This is a genomic window from Shewanella amazonensis SB2B, assembly GCF_000015245.1.
Taxonomy (GTDB): Bacteria; Pseudomonadota; Gammaproteobacteria; order Enterobacterales; family Shewanellaceae; genus Shewanella; species Shewanella amazonensis.
This window is the reverse complement of sequence record NC_008700.1, coordinates 1,851,322-1,865,100: the sequence shown is the minus strand read 5'-3', so window position 1 is coordinate 1,865,100 and position 13,779 is coordinate 1,851,322. Positions and strand designations below refer to the sequence as shown.

The 13,779-nt window shown below is 54.0% G+C and carries 12 protein-coding genes; 5 read left to right on the top strand and 7 right to left on the bottom strand.

Annotated features, from left to right (window positions below):
* Nucleotides 1–74: 74 nt before the first annotated feature.
* Nucleotides 75–1,361 carry an NAD(P)/FAD-dependent oxidoreductase gene (locus tag SAMA_RS07970; RefSeq protein WP_011759648.1) on the bottom strand — a complete coding sequence of 429 codons (1,287 nt, stop codon included), beginning with the start codon at nucleotides 1,359–1,361 and terminating at the stop codon, nucleotides 75–77.
* Between the two features lie 10 nt (nucleotides 1,362–1,371).
* Nucleotides 1,372–2,412, bottom strand: a complete 1,041-nt coding sequence (locus tag SAMA_RS07965; protein WP_011759647.1) for a proline racemase family protein — start codon at nucleotides 2,410–2,412, stop codon at nucleotides 1,372–1,374.
* Between the two features lie 204 nt (nucleotides 2,413–2,616).
* Between SAMA_RS07965 and dapA the strand changes: the two genes are divergently transcribed.
* The 5 genes from dapA (at nucleotide 2,617) to SAMA_RS07940 (ending at nucleotide 8,101) form a co-directional block, all read left to right on the top strand.
* A complete protein-coding gene (gene dapA / locus SAMA_RS07960; protein WP_011759646.1) occupies nucleotides 2,617–3,531 on the top strand; it encodes a 4-hydroxy-tetrahydrodipicolinate synthase in 915 nt (304 codons plus the stop codon).
* A gap of 44 nt (nucleotides 3,532–3,575) precedes the next feature.
* Nucleotides 3,576–4,577: a 4-hydroxyproline epimerase gene (locus tag SAMA_RS07955; protein WP_011759645.1), complete on the top strand. Its 1,002-nt coding sequence runs from the start codon at nucleotides 3,576–3,578 to the stop codon at nucleotides 4,575–4,577.
* Nucleotides 4,578–4,613: 36 nt separating this feature from the next.
* The gene (locus SAMA_RS07950; protein WP_011759644.1) at nucleotides 4,614–6,161 is read left to right on the top strand and encodes an aldehyde dehydrogenase (NADP(+)); all 1,548 of its coding nucleotides are present in this window, start codon (nucleotides 4,614–4,616) and stop codon (nucleotides 6,159–6,161) included.
* Between the two features lie 113 nt (nucleotides 6,162–6,274).
* Nucleotides 6,275–6,946, top strand: coding sequence for a GntR family transcriptional regulator (locus SAMA_RS07945; protein ID WP_011759643.1), 672 nt, complete (start codon nucleotides 6,275–6,277; stop codon nucleotides 6,944–6,946).
* A gap of 90 nt (nucleotides 6,947–7,036) precedes the next feature.
* Nucleotides 7,037–8,101, top strand: coding sequence for a ketoacyl-ACP synthase III (locus tag SAMA_RS07940; RefSeq protein ID WP_011759642.1), 1,065 nt, complete (start codon nucleotides 7,037–7,039; stop codon nucleotides 8,099–8,101).
* A gap of 161 nt (nucleotides 8,102–8,262) precedes the next feature.
* On the opposite strand, the gene SAMA_RS07935 is transcribed toward SAMA_RS07940, so the two are convergent.
* From SAMA_RS07935 to SAMA_RS07915, 5 genes are all read right to left on the bottom strand, one after another.
* Nucleotides 8,263–8,853 (bottom strand): C40 family peptidase, encoded by a 591-nt coding sequence (locus SAMA_RS07935; protein ID WP_011759641.1) that lies wholly within the window; start codon nucleotides 8,851–8,853, stop codon nucleotides 8,263–8,265.
* A gap of 84 nt (nucleotides 8,854–8,937) precedes the next feature.
* Nucleotides 8,938–9,624, bottom strand: coding sequence for a 3'-5' exonuclease (locus tag SAMA_RS07930; protein WP_011759640.1), 687 nt, complete (start codon nucleotides 9,622–9,624; stop codon nucleotides 8,938–8,940).
* Complete coding sequence (locus SAMA_RS07925; protein WP_041409730.1) at nucleotides 9,624–11,471, bottom strand: DUF294 nucleotidyltransferase-like domain-containing protein; 1,848 nt, start codon at nucleotides 11,469–11,471, stop codon at nucleotides 9,624–9,626. Before SAMA_RS07925 ends, SAMA_RS07930 begins: the two co-directional genes overlap by 1 nt.
* Nucleotides 11,472–11,621: 150 nt before the next feature.
* On the bottom strand, nucleotides 11,622–13,340 hold the full coding sequence (locus tag SAMA_RS07920; protein ID WP_011759638.1) for a sodium:solute symporter family protein: 1,719 nt from the start codon (nucleotides 13,338–13,340) through the stop codon (nucleotides 11,622–11,624).
* 11 nt (nucleotides 13,341–13,351) lie between these two features.
* Nucleotides 13,352–13,618, bottom strand: a complete 267-nt coding sequence (locus SAMA_RS07915) for a DUF4212 domain-containing protein (protein WP_011759637.1) — start codon at nucleotides 13,616–13,618, stop codon at nucleotides 13,352–13,354.
* Nucleotides 13,619–13,779: the final 161 nt, after the last annotated feature.

The window sequence follows — 13,779 nt, the reverse complement described above, 5'->3', positions numbered from 1 at the left end:
CGGGGTAAAAGAAGGATTAGAAAGGCGGTCCACTAGCCGCCTTTTTTCGTGCTTTACCAATGCCCGCCTCAAACTCAGTCGAACCGCTTCACACAGTAGGGGCTCAAATCGATGGACGGAGTCTCGCCACATATCAACTGCCCCAGCAGCTCGGCGCTGCTCGCAGCCCAGGTGAGTCCGAGGTGCTGATGCCCGAAAGCAAAGTAGACGCCCGGAGTTTGGCTTTCGCCCAGGACGGGCAAACTGTCCGGCAGTGATGGCCTGAATCCCATCCAGCGCTTACCTTCTGAAACCCTGGCTGTCGCAAACACCTTGGGTAAGAGCACCCTGGCGTGTGGCAGCAGGCAATCAGCACGGGCATTGGACATTGGAGCATTCAGCCCACCAAATTCCACGGTTCCAGCAAGACGTGTACCATCTTCCATGGGGGTTATGATGAACTTGCGCTCATAGGATGCAACGGGCCTTTTCAGCCCACTGTGCTGGGGCATCATCAGGTGATAACCCCGCTCTGTTTCCAGCGGCACCCTGTGACCGAGCTTCAACGCCAATGGCCGTGACCAGGCGCCCGCGCAAAGAAGCAGTTTATCGGCTTTTGTGACCTTACCAGTTTCAGTGGTTACTGAGGGCGTATTCCCACCTTGTAATGAGCAGACCGAATCTATTTCAATCCGTCCCCCCAAGGCCTTCAGGGTATCTGCCAAGGCTTCGCAAATAGCCCTTGGATTGGGCGTATGCCCAACTTCTGTAAACCACAGCGCTCCGCTGATAGCATCGGATAAGTCAGGCTCCAGCGCCCTTGCTTCATCACCACTTAGTAACCTGACCGCAATCCCGGCGTCGTTGTAGAGCGCCAGCTCCTGCTCCATAACTCTCGGGTCTTGGGTTTCAAATACCAGTAAGGAGCCATTTTCCACCAGCAAATCCGCCCGGCCACAAAACGTCAGCAGTTCTTTGGTGGCCGCCATCGACCGGGCATTAAGCGCCTTAATTGCATTACCATTATGTTGGCGCCTTGCGGGCATCATATTTACGATAAAACGCACAAACCAAGGCAGCGCCCGATGGAAATACGCCGGGCGAATGCGAAAAGGCCCAAGTGGATCGAGCAACATTTTGGGTAACTTTGGCAACAAGGACGGATCGGCCAGGGGGAATACCTGCTCCGTGGCAAAATGCCCGGCATTGCCGAAGGATGCACCGGCGGCGACGCCCTCTTTGTCTATTACGGTAACTTTAAAGCCTCTTCTGGCGAGCGTAACGGCATTGGCAAGCCCAATCACACCCGCACCTATCACTATCACCTGTTGGTTGACAGAATCGGGGGTCCCAGCGTTTATCTTCATTGGATTAGTTTTCACACCTGAGCCCTCAACGCAGTAAAAAGCCGGTTTGAAAAATATCGTCCGGGTGCAGTAAAAAGGTGTGCTCTCCGGTAATAAAGGCGCGGCCTGACACCCGTGGAATAAGTGCGTCCCTGCCATGAAAATCCACCCGTTCCCTGGCTTCAACAGTCATTTTCCCGCCAACAATGCTCTCAATGGTGAGTGCCTGTGCCAGCTCCACTTTTCCCCTGGCGTGCAGCAAGGCGATACGACCTGCCACGCCGGTGCCCGTGGGGGAACGGTCAACCTCGCCATCAGCAAACACACACACATGGCGCGAATGTGCCCCGGGTACTGCGGTATGCCTGGAGGTAAAGATGGTGCCATATAAAAAGCTCAGGTCTTCATCAAGGGGATGCTTGATGGGATACGATGCCATCACCGCCTGCTTGATTCGCCTGCCCCAGTCAATCAACTGACTGACATTGTCTGCGCTGCAGTCCAGCCCCAAAGCATCGGCATCCACATACGCATAATAAGCGCCACCAAAGCCGATATCGAATGGCACCTCACCTATACCCGGCACTTCGATGGATAAATCCAGCGCTTCGGCCCAGGATGGCACGTTTAAAAAACTCGCCTGAATGCGACCAGTGGTGTCTTTTTCGGCAAAGGCCCGGATAAAACCTGCCGGCGCATCTATCCCTATTTCAGCACTGCAGCCGTCAAAGTCGATGGCGCCGGTTTGGCACAAAACCGTGGCAAGCGCCAATACGGCATGGCCACACATGCTGGAATAACCTTCGTTGTGCAAAAACAGGACGCCAAAATCGGCGCCTTTTGACACCGGTTCAGTGAGGAGCACGCCGTACATGTCGGCATGGCCCCGCGGTTCAAACATCAACAACTGGCGATACTCATCCAGGTGCTCAGCTAAAAACTTACGTTTGTCCAACATGGTGTTCCCGGGGATGGCGGGATAACCCGAGGTAATGATCCTCAGAGGTTCTCCTTCCGTGTGGGCATCAAGGGTGGTTATCCGGCGAAATTGGCCAAGTAATTCAGGGCTTAACTGAACGGGTCCCATCAGACGACTTCCTATTGTAATAATGTATGCAATATATAGTGACGAGCGACACAGATTCAAATAATCTGAAATCTGAGATTTTCTCGATTGCATTATTGTATACAATATACTATAACTTTACGCAATGCCGAGCGCATAACCCTGTGTCCGAATTGATAAGGCGGACAGCGTTAGACAAAAACAAGACTATTTTGAGGTTTAAAAATGAAAGTTAACTGGCAAGGCGTATATCCAGCGATTTCTACCCAATTCAATGAAGATGGCTCTATCAATTTCGCCTCCAACACCCGTATGTTGGAACAACTTATCCTGGATGGCATTAACGGCATCATCGCCCTGGGTACCATAGGTGAAAACGCGTCTTTAAGCGCTGACGAAAAACGCGCCTTCCTTAAGCACACGGTCGAAACCGTTGCCGGACGCATTCCCGTGATTGCCGGTTGTACCGAAAATACGGCCCAGTTAGCCATCCAGTATGTCCAGGACGTAGAAGCCATCGGGGTTGATGGGGTTATGTTGCTGCCGGCCGTGGTTTATCGTGGCACCGACCGTGAAGTGCTGACCCACTACCAGATGGTGGCCCGCGCCACCAGACTGCCTATCATGATCTATAACAATCCAGTGAGTTACGGCGTTGATATTAATTTGGACATGACCGCCATTCTCGCCAACGAGCCCAACATAGTGGCGATTAAGGAATCCACCACGGACACCCGCCGCCTCACCGAGTTGCAAAGCCGCTTCGGCGATCGTTTCACCCTGTTCTGCGGCGTGGACGATATCGCGCTTGAGTCTCTGTTATTGGGTGCCACCGGCTGGATTTCCGGCCTGACCAACGTGTTCCCCCGTGAGTCGGTCACCCTCTATAAGCTCGCCCGCGCCGGTCGCATGGAAGAAGCCCGTGAAATCTATCGCTGGTTTATGCCACTGCTGCGCCTCGATACCATTCCAACTCTGGTGCAGTGCATCAAGTTTGCCGAGCAACTGGCCGGTCGTGGCAGCGAGCAGGTGCGCATGCCCCGCATGACGCTCATCGGCGATGAGCGGGCCTATGTTGAGAACGTCGTGGGAGAAGCCATGGCCAATCGCATCGATTTATCCAAATACAATCTGGACTGACAGGCCAAGAGCGATAATAACAATATTACCGGAGCTCTACGACTATGATGAAAGGTACATTTTTCTGCGTTGATGCTCATACCTGCGGTAACCCAGTGCGGTTGGTCACCAGTGGCCACCCCCACCTTCAGGGCCGCACCATGAGTGAAAAACGCCAGGACTTCCTCGCCAACCACGACTGGATCCGCAAGGCACTGATGTTTGAGCCCCGTGGCCACGACATGATGTCGGGTTCGTTCCTGTACCCACCCTGTTCAGACAATGCCGATGCCGCCATCCTGTTTATCGAAACCAGCGGCTGTTTGCCGATGTGCGGACACGGCACCATAGGCACTATTACAGCCGCCATCGAAACCGGACTGCTGAAACCCCGCACCCCGGGCAAGCTGGTGCTGGATGTGCCCGCTGGGCAAATCGAGATTGACTATCAGCAAACCGGCGCCAAGGTCGATTGGGTCCGCATCTATAATGTGCCGGCCTATTTGGCCCATAAAGACGCCATTCTCGATATACCCGGCCTAGGCACCCTCAAGGTCGACGTGTCCTACGGTGGCAACTACTATGTGATTGTCGACCCACAGGACAACTTCCCAGGCCTTCGCCATTGGAGCGCCGCAGACATTTTGCGCTGGAGCCCGATTGTGCGGCAGGTGGCCCAGGACACCCTTACCTGTGTTCATCCCAACGACCCCACTGTGCGAGGCGTGTCACACGTCCTGTGGACTGGCGACACCATCAGTGAAGGGTCCGACGGCGCCAATGCGGTGTTTTATGGTGATAAAGCCATCGACCGCTCTCCCTGTGGCACAGGCACCAGCGCCCGTCTCGCCCAGCTCTATGCCCGCGGCAAACTCAAGGTAGGCGACAGTTATACCCATGAAAGCATCATTGGCAGTCAGTTTATCGGCCGCATCGAATCTGCCACCAGAGTGGGTGATTATGATGCCATTCGTCCCAGCATTCAGGGCTGGGCCCGGGTATTTGGCCAAAACGCCATTACAGTGGATGACTCAGACCCGTATGCATTGGGGTTCCAGGTCGTGTAATCCGGTTACTCAAGCCAAATATTTAAAGGAGTCATTATGACCACCGACCTTTGTGGCCGGCACTTCATTGCCCATGAATGGCACCAAAGTGAAGCCAGCTTTACCCGTTTCAACCCCAGTACCAACTCGGTTCTGCCCGGCGCGTTTTCCCAGGGCACAGTTGTTGAGGTTGAAGCTGCGGCCATTGCGGCCGATGCCGCCTTCTGGGAATTCCAGCAAACCTCTGCCGACCAGAAGGCAAAGCTGCTGGAGACCATGGCAAAAGAAATTGAGCAGGATGGCGACGCCATTGTTGCCTGCGCTATGTTGGAGTCGGGCCTGCCCGAGGCGCGCCTTAAGGGCGAACTTGGCCGTACTGCGGGCCAGCTGCGGCTGTTTGCCAGTGTCCTTCGTGAGCCCTATTCCCCGCTTTTGATGGACAAAGCCAACCCAGATCGCCAGCCCCTGCCCAAGCCGGAGTTAAAATTAGGTCAGCTCCCCTTGGGGGTGGTGGCTGTATTTGGCGCGTCCAACTTTCCATTGGCGTTTTCCACCGCCGGTGGCGATACCGCGTCTGCACTGGCTGCGGGCTGCGCAGTTATCGTCAAGGGCCATCCATCCCACCCCGGCACCAGCGAATTGGTGGCCCGGGCGATGGCAAGAGCCATTGATCTGACCGGTATGCCAAAGGGGCTCTTTTCACTCATTCAGGGAAGTGAACCGGCGCTGTCGGTGGCACTCGTTGAGCATCCACTCGTGAAGGCGGTTGGCTTTACCGGCTCGCTTAAAGTGGGACGCCTCCTTGCTGACCGCTGCGCATTGCGCCCCGAGCCCATCCCCTTTTATGGTGAACTGGGTTCCGTGAATCCTCAGCTGCTGCTGCCCGGAAAACTCGCGAGAGATGCAGCGGTCCTGGCCGAGGCTCAGGTCAATTCCATGATGATGGGCCATGGGCAGTTTTGTACAAGCCCGGGACTGGTCATTGCCATCAAAGGCCCGGGTCTGGAGAGCTATCTTGCGGCCTTATCTGACATAGCCAGCCGCCAAAATGCCGCTGCCATGCTGAGTGCCGGAATATGCCAAGCTTTTAATCAGGACGTCAGTATCCTGGTGCCCAGGGTAAATGTGATTGCCCAGGGGCAAGCGGCCGAGGCGGCGCACCACAGCCGGCCCCTGATTGCCAGCATCGAGGCAAGCGCCTTGTTTGGGCAACCCGAACTGCTGGAGGAAATCTTTGGCCCCTTTGCTCTGGTGGCGATATGTGATTCAAAGGAGGAGATGTTTGAACTGGTGAAACGCCTCCCCGGTCAGCTGACCGGAAGCATCCACGGACTGGAAACAGAAGTCGCAGACTTCGGTGACATAATTGACAGACTGGCGTTTAAAGTAGGCCGCATCATGTTCAATCAAATGCCAACCGGGGTTGAAGTGGCCAGAGCCATGAACCACGGCGGTCCCTACCCTGCCAGTACCGACGGCCGCTCCACATCGGTGGGCGCCGAAGCCATGAAGCGCTTTATGCGTCCTATTTGCTACCAAAATATGCCTGAAACGCTGTTGCCCAATGAGCTTAAAGCGTCATCAAGGCGGTTGATGATGTTCTAAACGACCGAAAAGTTAAGCCAATTGATAAAGGGAAACCCATGGTTTCCCTTTATTTATGGCTGAGTTGGCGTTAATCTTAGGCGATCAAAATGTCTTGGTATAAAGAATAAAAAATGAGTCGACACACGCCTATCGTTCATAAAACTCGTACTCAGGTCGTGGTAGAAGTACTCAGAGAGAAAATTCTCTCCGGGGAAATTGCTGCCGGAGAGCCCTTGCGTCAGAGCGCATTGGCCGAAGCGCTTAATGTAAGCCGTATTCCTGTCCGTGAAGCCCTGTTGCAACTTGAAGCCGAAGGTCTGGTGAAGTTTGAGGCCCACAAAGGCGCCACCGCCACCGAGCTGTCTGTCGCACAGGTAACCGAATTGTTTGAACTCAGGGCGCTGATTGAAACAGATCTGCTTGCAAAAGCCATCCCGAATCTGCAAGATGAAGACCTGATCCAGGCCGAGAAAGTGCTGGAACAACTGGAATCTGCTTTTAAACAAGAAGATGCCGTTGGAAGCTGGGCCGAGCTCAACACCAAATTCCATACTACGCTGTATCAGGCTGCCAACCGTCCACACACATTGGAAGTGGTTCACGGTTTAAATACCAATTGTGACCGTTATATCAGGCTGCAGTTGTTGCTGACCGGCGGGATCCCGCGGGCCGAGCAAGACCACAGAGATCTGCTGACTTATTGCAAGCAGAAACAAACCGACAAGGCCGTCGTCCTGCTGCGCCAGCACATATTGCACGCCGCAGAGTCCATTCGCGATCTGGTTGCCGAACAGGTCAAATGATAAAAGACAACAGGCTGTTGTTTTAAGCGCTGTTGTCGGATATTCAAGGCAGTCCCAAGGCACTGCCTTTTTTGTTTGAGAGAATTATCAATGCAGTACGCCACCATTACCGGTTGGGGCAAATGTGTTCCCCCTGCCGTTCTGACCAATCATGATCTCGCTACCTTCATCGACACGTCCGATGAATGGATAAAGCCCAGAACCGGGATCAGTCAGCGCCATGTCAGTCACGTCAATACTTCCGAGCTGGCCACTGTAGCCGCCCATCGCGCCCTGGCCGCCGCCGGTATCGACGGCAGCGAACTGGACATGATTATTCTGGCCACCGCGAGCCCGGATACCCTGATCCCCAACATCGCCTCGACCGTTCAGGCCAATGTGGGTGCGCGCTGCGCAGCGTTTGACATAAACGCCGCCTGCTCGGGTTTCCTGTATGGCCTTGGCCTTGCCAGCTCACAAATCAAGAGCGGCCAGTGCAAAAAGGTATTGGTGATTGGTGCCGAGCGTCTGACCTTCTATTTGGACTGGTCGCGCCGTGAAACTGCAGTACTCTTTGGCGATGGCGCCGGTGCCGTCGTGGTGGAAGCCAGTGACATCCCCGGCGGCGTTTTGGGCTATGAGCTCAATAACGACCCCGATGGCCGCGATATCCTCAAGGCCGGTTTCGGCACAGCCATGGATAGATTCAGTGCAGAATCGCTGGACTTTTACATCCAGTTTGATGGTCAGGAAATCTTCAAGCGTGCCATTAATGGCATGGGTAAATTGAGTGCCCAGGTGCTGGAAAAATGTGGTGTGGACAAGGATGCGGTGGATTTGGTGATCCCCCATCAGGCCAACGAGCGCATTATCGATACTCTGGTCAGCAAAATGCGTATTCCAAAAGAAAAAGCCTTCGTCAACATTGCCAACTACGGCAATACGTCCGCCGCGACTATTCCAATCGCCATTTGTGACGCATTGGAAAAAGGCCTGATAAAGCCCAATGACACCATTCTGTCCTGTGCTTTTGGTGCCGGCCTGACGTCAGCAGCATTGCTGCTGAAATGGGGCGAGCGGGTAACACCTGTGAGCATCAGCGATGCCGATTTGCCGCCCTGCGAGCAAACCGGTATTGAGCTGGTTAGCCGCGCAGTGAATTACTTCTGCAAGTAATATCGGCATCAAAAAAGCCACCTTCGGGTGGCTTTTTGCTTTCTGTAGCCTCATAGAGTGCACAGGAGCCTAATCCCCCACTGCGGATAAAGCTGGCATCCTATAACCCATCTTGGGGGCTGTTAGCTGGCAAGCACCTCGTGATATCCACCATGAACAACTCATTCCCGTGGATAAGACAGCCTGGCCTCGTCCCAATAGATGGCTTTGCCATAAAAAGATGCCACCAATTGGTTCAGCTCGCCAAAGCCCTTGATTTCTCTGTCATCGCCGCTGATGCAATGCCATACAAATCGATGGCAGTTGTTTTCCAACAGATCGTAATCACGATACTGAAACAGTGACATGGCGGCTCTTTCCGTGGCCATTTCGTGCGCCAGTGCCTGATGGTTGGCGTCAGCCGCGACAAAAATGCGGCTGCCGGTGCGCCCATGGAGAAATCGCTCTGCCGATACAGCACGGATAAGACCGCTGCCGTGCAGCTCTGCAATCAAACCATCACCAAGGTAGATACCTGTATGTTCAATCACGCCAAACACATGACAACACATCAAAGCGCCTGGCAGCGGCGTGCTTTGCTTGCCACCGGTTTGCCAGGTGCTGGGCGACAGCACCACAGATTTGTCACCATGGTCGACAGCCGTCAGACCACGGGCACGTTGATACTGCAAGCGTCGACGTGATTCCCGGGCATCAGCCATGGCCAGCGCACCGAGTGCGGCGCCACCAATCCAGAGAAGGGGTAAAGGCATAAGCGTTCCCAAAGGAATGGACATTCACTGAAGAGTAGAACCAAAGCACCTGAAAACAGAATGAAAATCTGTAAATGAATATGACTAGTCGCAGAGGGTGACAAGCTCAGCAACGCGGGTATGGGCGCCGCCGATGGCCGCAAGCTGTGCCAACAAGAGTTCAGCACAGGACAAAGCGTCGGTCAGTGCATTGTGGGCGTCGTAAACCGGTAAGCCATATCGTTGCCGACTGGCGCCAAGTCTCAGGCTCCCCTCCTGGATAGCGTCATGTATCCGCAGTAGCCGTTGCCTCTCCAGCGCCAGGGTATCAATGGCCAGCATTGGCATGCTGATCCCGAGGCTGCGACTCATGTTGGCGCGGATAAAAGCCAAATCCAGAGGTGCATGGTGGGCCACCAGTATTCTGCCGTTCATTTTTTGCATCAGCCAGTTCATGGCATCTGCCAATGGCAGTGCGTTGTGAAGCTCTCTATCTGTGATCCCGTGAATAACGGCGCTTTGCCCCACGCTGCCCTGAATTTCCACCAAGACCGACTCAGCGCCCTGCAGCTGGATAATGCCGCCGTCGATGGGCACTACGCCGATGGCCAGGATCTGATCCCGCCCGGGGTCGAGCCCTGTCATCTCAAGGTCAAGCGCCAGCATGGGAGCCGATTCAGCCATCGCACTCAGCAGTGCTCTCTGGCTGTCTACCAGGGTGCGGGCAAGACCATCGTCAAGAGTACGGCTGCGCCACCACAGGCGCGGGCGTAAAAAAGCCCGGGAAACCATTAAAAGCTCCGCATAAATTTAAGCCTGAGCCCCGACTGGGCATCATGCACAACTTTGAATGCATCCCGCAGTTGGTGGCGAACCAGAGAAGACAGCTGCTGTGGCTTGAGGTAGTTACTGATTTCCTGACCTTGTCGGTGTTGCACGCCCTGATTGGCAAGACGCATATGGGCAATAAATTCGTGGGCATCGGCGAGATTAAGCGCATCTTTGCGGCCAATCACACCCAGCTCCATCAGGGCGCGAATACGCTTGGCGGTATTCACCTCCTTGATGCCGGCTGACAACGCATATACACGGGCAATGTCATTAATCAGAGCATTGCCTTTGTGCTTTAAATCTATGCCTTTTACCTCGGAGCCGTCCCGCTCAAGTACAAACTTGCGAAAGAACCCCAGGGGCGGTGCCTCGGTAAGGCTGTTACCCGCCATGCCGGCGAGAAAAATGTCATTGTCCCTAGTTCCGGCAAGCACCTTGTCCTGCAGCGCATCGAACAGGCTTTGAGGACCAAACACGGGCCGCATATCGAAAAATATCGAGGCGTGCATCAAGGCCTTGGGCTCAGGCGCCTTAACCCAGTTGTCAAACACCTGTTGCCAGCGTGCCAGTGACATGCGCCATTTGGGATTTTGCGCCATGATATCGCCCGGACAAAAACGGTATCCGCACTCATCAAGCCCACTGCAAACGGCGCGGCTCAGCGCCTCAAAATAGCCGGCGGCATGCTCGTCAGGCTCACCAGCAAGCAGCAACCCATTATCCTGGTCTGAGCAGGCGGCCTGATCCTGGCGCCCCTGGGAGCCAAATGCGAGCCAGCAAAATGCCATGGGCGCCTGCCCCAAAATCTGCTGATTCAGTAATATCAGCCTTCTGGTCAGGGCGTCTGTCACCGACGTCAACACCCGGCCAATTTCTTCGGCTCTGGCATCGGCACTGATAAGGCTTTGAAGCAGTTCAGGGATTTTTTTGCTGACTGAAATCAAACTGGCCACATCCTTTTGACGCTCTATTTCGCCAATCAGCATTAACGGTTGCGAGCCCTGACTTCGCAGAATGTCGGTGCTGGATATCACCCCCACCGGCGTGTCCCCTTCGAGCACAGGCAAATGATGGATATTGCGCTCGCTCATGGCGAGCATGGCCTCAAATACCAAGGCCCCAGCCCCTATGGTCACCGGGTTTCGGGTCATGGCCTGATGCACCGGCAGTGTGCCGTCAAAACCTTCGGCGAGCACCCGGTTACGCAAGTCTCTGTCAGTAAGAATGCCGCAGAGTTTGTGATGGTCTGTCACCAGCAGCGACGACACCCGAGCGTCCCGCATCATCACCGCCGCCTGACGTATGCTGTGGTTGCAATCTATGGTGAGCGGCGAACCCGTCATCAGTGAGCTGATGCGGCTCGTGGTGGTGAGTTCCTTGGCCTTGAATCTGCCCTGATGGCGCAGCCTTTTGGCAAAAGCACGGTTAAAAAAGCGGTCAAATTCACGGCTTTCCTGCCGTAAGCTGTTGAACATATCTGGACTGAGTTGATACACCAGACCATCTTCGAGAATGGCCACCTTATTGGAAATCGCCTCACCACTGAGCAAAGACGGGAAACCAAAGAAATCCCCTTCCCCCAGGCGGTCAACCAGCTCCCCCTCTTCATCACGCACTTCAAAAGCACCGCTACGCACTATGTAGAGCCTTGGATGGGATTCATCAAGGGGAACATGGCCCATGGATTTACTGTAGTAAGCCACACTCAGATGCCGCACACAGGCCAGCAAAGAAGCATCCGAAAGAGAGTCAAAAGGGACCAATTGCCTGAGAAACTGGGTTAGGGGCTGAATTTCGCTGGCATCCATACAAATCATCCGCTTAGTGCAAATTTACGCCTTGTGCATCCACTATAAGGCAGCCGCGTTCAATGTCACCATTCGACCTAAGTAAAATCCTGCATCCATAAAGAAAAACGGCGCCTTAGCGCCGTTTTTTGTTAACCCTTATGGTCGATATCAGTGATCCTGTGCGCCACCGGCACCTTTAGGGAAACGGATACCTTCAACCATTTCTTCCACATGGGCAGGTACGGCAGACGTCAGCTTGGCGACAATAACCGCTACAGCAAAGTTAATCAGCATACCAATCATACCGATACCTTCAGGGGAGATCCCGAACAGCCAGTTGGCAGGCACGTTAGCCGCAGGGTTTACAAACTTGAAGTAAACGATGTAAGCCGCAGTAAAGCCCAAACCAACCACCATACCGGCGATGGCGCCTTCTTTGTTCATCTTCTTGGAGAAGATACCCATCACAATGGCGGGGAACAGTGAAGATGCAGCCAGACCGAAGGCGAACGCAACTACTGCTGCCACGAATCCGGGTGGGTTGATACCAAAGTAACCGGCAATCACGATACCCACTGCCGCAGCAATACGGGCGTAGAGCAGCTCTTGCTTATCCGAGATATTGGGGGCAAAGCCTTTCTTCATCAGGTCGTGGGATACTGAGGTTGAAATCACCAACAAGAGACCGGCAGAAGTAGACAAGGCCGCAGCCAGACCACCGGCAGCCACCAGAGCGATTACCCAGGCTGGCAGATTGGCAATTTCAGGGGTCGCCAACACCATGATGTCACGGTCGATGTTCATCTCGTTGGCATCGCCCTTGGTGTAGTACATCTTGCCATCGCCGTTCTTGTCGTCCCACTTGATAAGACCGGTCTTTTCCCAGTTTTTAATCCAACCCGGTGCGGTCTCATACGCCACACCAGTGGAATCCGGACCGTTAATGGTTTCAATCATGTTCACGCGTGAGAAGGCTGCCAGAGCTGGCACTGTGGTGTACATGATAGCAATGAACACCAGCGCCCAACCGGCACTTGAACGGGCATCTTTTACGCGAGGAACGGTAAAGAAGCGTACGATAACGTGTGGCAAACCGGCAGTTCCCACCATCAGGGCCGCAGTGATTGCAAACACGTCAATCATGCTCTTGGAGCCTTCAGTGTACTGGGAGAAACCCAGTTCGGTAGACAGACCATCGAGCTTATCCAGCAGATACACACCTGTTCCGTTACCGGCAGCATCAATCAGCTCGGCACCGAAACCCAGCTGAGGAATGATGTGACCAGTCATCATCACAGAGATGAAGATGGCGGGCACCATAAAGGCGAAGATAAGCACGCAGTACTGGGCCACCTGGGTGTAGGTGATACCTTTCATGCCGCCGAGTACAGCGTAGAAGAACACCACGGCCATACCAATGTATACGCCGGTATCCACGTCCACTTCAAGGAAGCGGGAGAACACCACGCCCACACCGCGCATTTGACCTGCAATATAGGTAAAGCAGATGAAGATGGCACAGACCACGGCCACAGTGCGCGCCGCCTGAGAGTAGTAACGCTCACCGATGAAGTCAGGTACGGTAAACTTACCAAACTTACGAAGATACGGAGCCATACAGAGCGCCAGCAGCACATAACCACCGGTCCAGCCCATCAGGTATACGGAGCCGTCATAGCCCACGAAGGACACGATACCGGCCAGAGAGATAAAAGACGCCGCAGACATCCAGTCGGCCGCAGTGGCCATACCGTTCATCACAGGGGGAACACCGCCACCGGCTACGTAGAATTCTTTGGTCGAACCGGCACGGGACCAAATCGCGATACCGATATAGAGGGCAAATGAGAGCCCCACAATCAGGTATGTCAGAGTTTTAACATCCATTGCAGTGCTCCTCAGTCTTCGTGAACGTTATATTTTTTATCGAGTGCATTCGCCTTGGCTGCGTAGATAAAAATCAACGCCACGAACACGTACATGGAACCCTGCTGAGCAAACCAGAATCCCAGTTTGAAACCCATAAAGGTAATTTGATTGAGCACATCCACCAACAGAATGCCAAAGCCGTAAGATACGACAAACCACACTGCCAGCAGGCTGATCACCAGGCGAAGATTTTCGCGCCAGTAACCCTGAGCCTTTTCGTTGCTTTCGAATGCCATTGTTGTGACTCCCCTGTGTTTGTAATAATTAAGTTAAGTCACGGTTAATCTAACAAGGCAGAGTGTGACCTCAATCACGACCTTAGTCTAAGTGATGATTGCTTATCGCATCTAAATTATTTTTTAACATTTAATATCAACGACCTAACAAAAACTCTTTG

Coding starts and splice junctions, on each gene's coding strand:
- SAMA_RS07965 (WP_011759647.1), bottom strand. CDS start 2,412: ATGGGACCCGTTCAGTTAAGCCCTGAATTACTTGGCCAATTTCGCCGG.
- dapA (WP_011759646.1), top strand. CDS start 2,617: ATGAAAGTTAACTGGCAAGGCGTATATCCAGCGATTTCTACCCAATTC.
- SAMA_RS07955 (WP_011759645.1), top strand. CDS start 3,576: ATGATGAAAGGTACATTTTTCTGCGTTGATGCTCATACCTGCGGTAAC.
- SAMA_RS07950 (WP_011759644.1), top strand. CDS start 4,614: ATGACCACCGACCTTTGTGGCCGGCACTTCATTGCCCATGAATGGCAC.
- SAMA_RS07945 (WP_011759643.1), top strand. CDS start 6,275: ATGAGTCGACACACGCCTATCGTTCATAAAACTCGTACTCAGGTCGTG.
- SAMA_RS07940 (WP_011759642.1), top strand. CDS start 7,037: ATGCAGTACGCCACCATTACCGGTTGGGGCAAATGTGTTCCCCCTGCC.
- SAMA_RS07935 (WP_011759641.1), bottom strand. CDS start 8,853: ATGCCTTTACCCCTTCTCTGGATTGGTGGCGCCGCACTCGGTGCGCTG.
- SAMA_RS07930 (WP_011759640.1), bottom strand. CDS start 9,624: ATGGTTTCCCGGGCTTTTTTACGCCCGCGCCTGTGGTGGCGCAGCCGT.
- SAMA_RS07925 (WP_041409730.1), bottom strand. CDS start 11,471: ATGGATGCCAGCGAAATTCAGCCCCTAACCCAGTTTCTCAGGCAATTG.
- SAMA_RS07920 (WP_011759638.1), bottom strand. CDS start 13,340: ATGGATGTTAAAACTCTGACATACCTGATTGTGGGGCTCTCATTTGCC.
- SAMA_RS07915 (WP_011759637.1), bottom strand. CDS start 13,618: ATGGCATTCGAAAGCAACGAAAAGGCTCAGGGTTACTGGCGCGAAAAT.